The organism is Weissella sp. DD23 (assembly GCF_001579105.1).
Classification (GTDB): domain Bacteria; phylum Bacillota; class Bacilli; order Lactobacillales; family Lactobacillaceae; genus Weissella; species Weissella cibaria.
The window spans coordinates 124,452-126,607 of sequence record NZ_KQ970390.1; the positions used below are offsets into that span (position 1 = coordinate 124,452).

The window sequence follows — 2,156 nt, forward strand, 5'->3', positions numbered from 1 at the left end:
TATACGGGGGTTAATTCAAATAGTGACATCGTGATTTCTGTCATGGCCTTTCTATTGCTAGGTATGACAATTGCTTTTTTGGAAAAAATTGAGTGTGGTAACTCGATTTATGGCTATTGTCGCCATTGTTTATTTGGTGGTGGGGACTTCACTTGTGCCGTGGCACTTGTTGGAAACTAATTACCCAGGATTACGATCATTCTTGCAGATGCCGCGTCGAATTAGCTTGACGGGATATGCGCTAACTATTGTTGTAGTTGGTAAGGTGTTTATGGAAGTACGTCCGGATAATAACGTTGTGCGTCACCTTACGCCGGTAATTCTTGCAGTAGTATCTGTGCTACTTCTGACTCAGAAGGTTGCGAACAATGTCTACTATGTTCAAAACGAGAAGACACCACTGTACGCGGGATTGCAGGCAACGCCTCGCAATGTGTACTCGCCAGACATTCATACGTTTGTGCAGCTTCAACCGCTATTCCATGATGGTGATATGGGTAAGTTGATTTATCATGTTGATCGTACGACACCGGATTATGTGCCGGTTGATTCGACAACTGAAACGCACCAGCCAACCTATGATGCCTACATGAACTCATTTTCAAAGCAATGGCGTCCTTACCAACACATTGTTAATGGGGATGGGACGATGACATTACAGTGGAAGAGCAATGTTGCTAACAAAAAGCGATTAATCCCTGTCGTTGCCTACGAACGCACAAAATTAGTGCTTAACGGACGATCTCTAAATGTAAATAGGCTTAAGCGGAATACAGTCGGTGCTTTATATGTCGCCGATAGAAGAGGTGTTAATAGGCTTGTACTTTCGTATAGCCCTGCCACAATCACTAAATTGGGAATGTACTTGAGCATAATGGGGTGGGGACTAACGGTCGCTGTTATTACATTCATTTTTTTAAAAAAATATGACAGATAAAATAAAGGCCTCTTATTTATAAATTAAGAGGCCTTTATTTATGGAATGAAAAATTTAATAAAACAGTTATTTTTTCAGTATTATGTTGATATAATCAATCATAGTTTTGAAAAAAGGATTAGGTGATTATGGTGAAGAACAAAAGAGCCCGTCAAAGTAATCTAGAATTATTGCGTATAGTGGCGATGTTTATGATTATTTGTTGTCATTTTGTAACTTATAACAACTTTGGGCCTACAGATGTGTTTTCAGAAAAGGTTTTGGGCTTATCTATACTTCGAATGGGTGGAAAATTGGGAGTGGTTTTGTTTGTTATGATTACAGGTTATTTTATGCTGAATAAGGCGTTTAGGTGGCAAAGGGTTATCGACCTCAGCAAACAAACTATGTATTTTTCAATAATTGTTGTCCTTCTAACTTACGCATTTCAAGGAACGTTACCAGATTTGCTCGGTATTACAAGAATCATATTCCCTCTTATTATGGCCAATTATTGGTTTCCGACTGATTTTGCGTTGATTTTGATTTTAAGCCCTTTATTAAATAAGGTGATGAATGACCTAGACGAAAGAATAGTGAGGGTTGGATTGATTGGATCCGTGTGCATGATTGGATTACCAATAATCATGCCGGATATGAAAAATCAATTAATAAGTCTGATTGTTTCATACTGCATGGGGGCGTATGTTCGAAAATATGATATAAAAATAGACAAAATTAAGATATTTATGTTGATTGGTGCAATTCTCGTTGCTACGTCATTTGTAACGGGGGCGCTACTGGCAGCTGCGAAATCAAACGCTTTCTTTTCGGGGCTAAGGTTGTTTTTTGTTAGTGGATTCAATGTTGGTGCTTTTATTATCGCGTTCTTGATATTTGTATTATTTAAGGATTGGGAGTTTGGAAGTGTTCCAGTTATTAATTTGATAGCTAGCACTACATTCGGTGTATACCTGTTTCATGATAGTCGCTCATTTAGGATCTACATGTGGAACGAGATTGTTAATCCTACTAGGTGGCATGGCTTAGAATTGGTGGGTGGTTTGATTGTATCTGCGTTGGGGATATTTGTCACAGGCATGATTTTAGATTTAATACGTCAATATATCGGTAAGGTGTTTGCTATGTTGAATAGTAAATTTTTTACAAAAAATAAAATGGTTAATGAATAATGATGGATGAACCTAACAAACGTATGACGTGGGTATTTCCTTCGTTT

3 protein-coding genes are annotated in these 2,156 nt (G+C 37.9%); all 3 read left to right on the plus strand.

All coding sequences use genetic code 11. The annotated features are described in order from the left end of the window. Positions 1 to 180 (plus strand): hypothetical protein (locus WEIDD23_RS14010; RefSeq protein ID WP_207644195.1); only part of this gene is annotated, 180 nt, incomplete at its 5' end. Continuing rightward, the gene (locus WEIDD23_RS00580) at positions 155 to 937 is read left to right on the plus strand and encodes a hypothetical protein (RefSeq protein ID WP_207644196.1); all 783 of its coding nucleotides are present in this window, start codon (positions 155 to 157) and stop codon (positions 935 to 937) included. The genes WEIDD23_RS14010 and WEIDD23_RS00580, both read left to right, overlap by 26 nt. A 128-nt stretch (positions 938 to 1,065) precedes the next feature. Then, a complete protein-coding gene (locus WEIDD23_RS00585) occupies positions 1,066 to 2,109 on the plus strand; it encodes an acyltransferase (protein ID WP_062358651.1) in 1,044 nt (347 codons plus the stop codon). Positions 2,110 to 2,156: the final 47 nt, after the last annotated feature.

Bases quoted from the DNA above. Each gene is read 5' to 3' on its own strand.
- WEIDD23_RS00585 (WP_062358651.1), top strand. From the start codon at position 1,066: ATGGTGAAGAACAAAAGAGCCCGTCAAAGTAATCTAGAATTATTGCGT.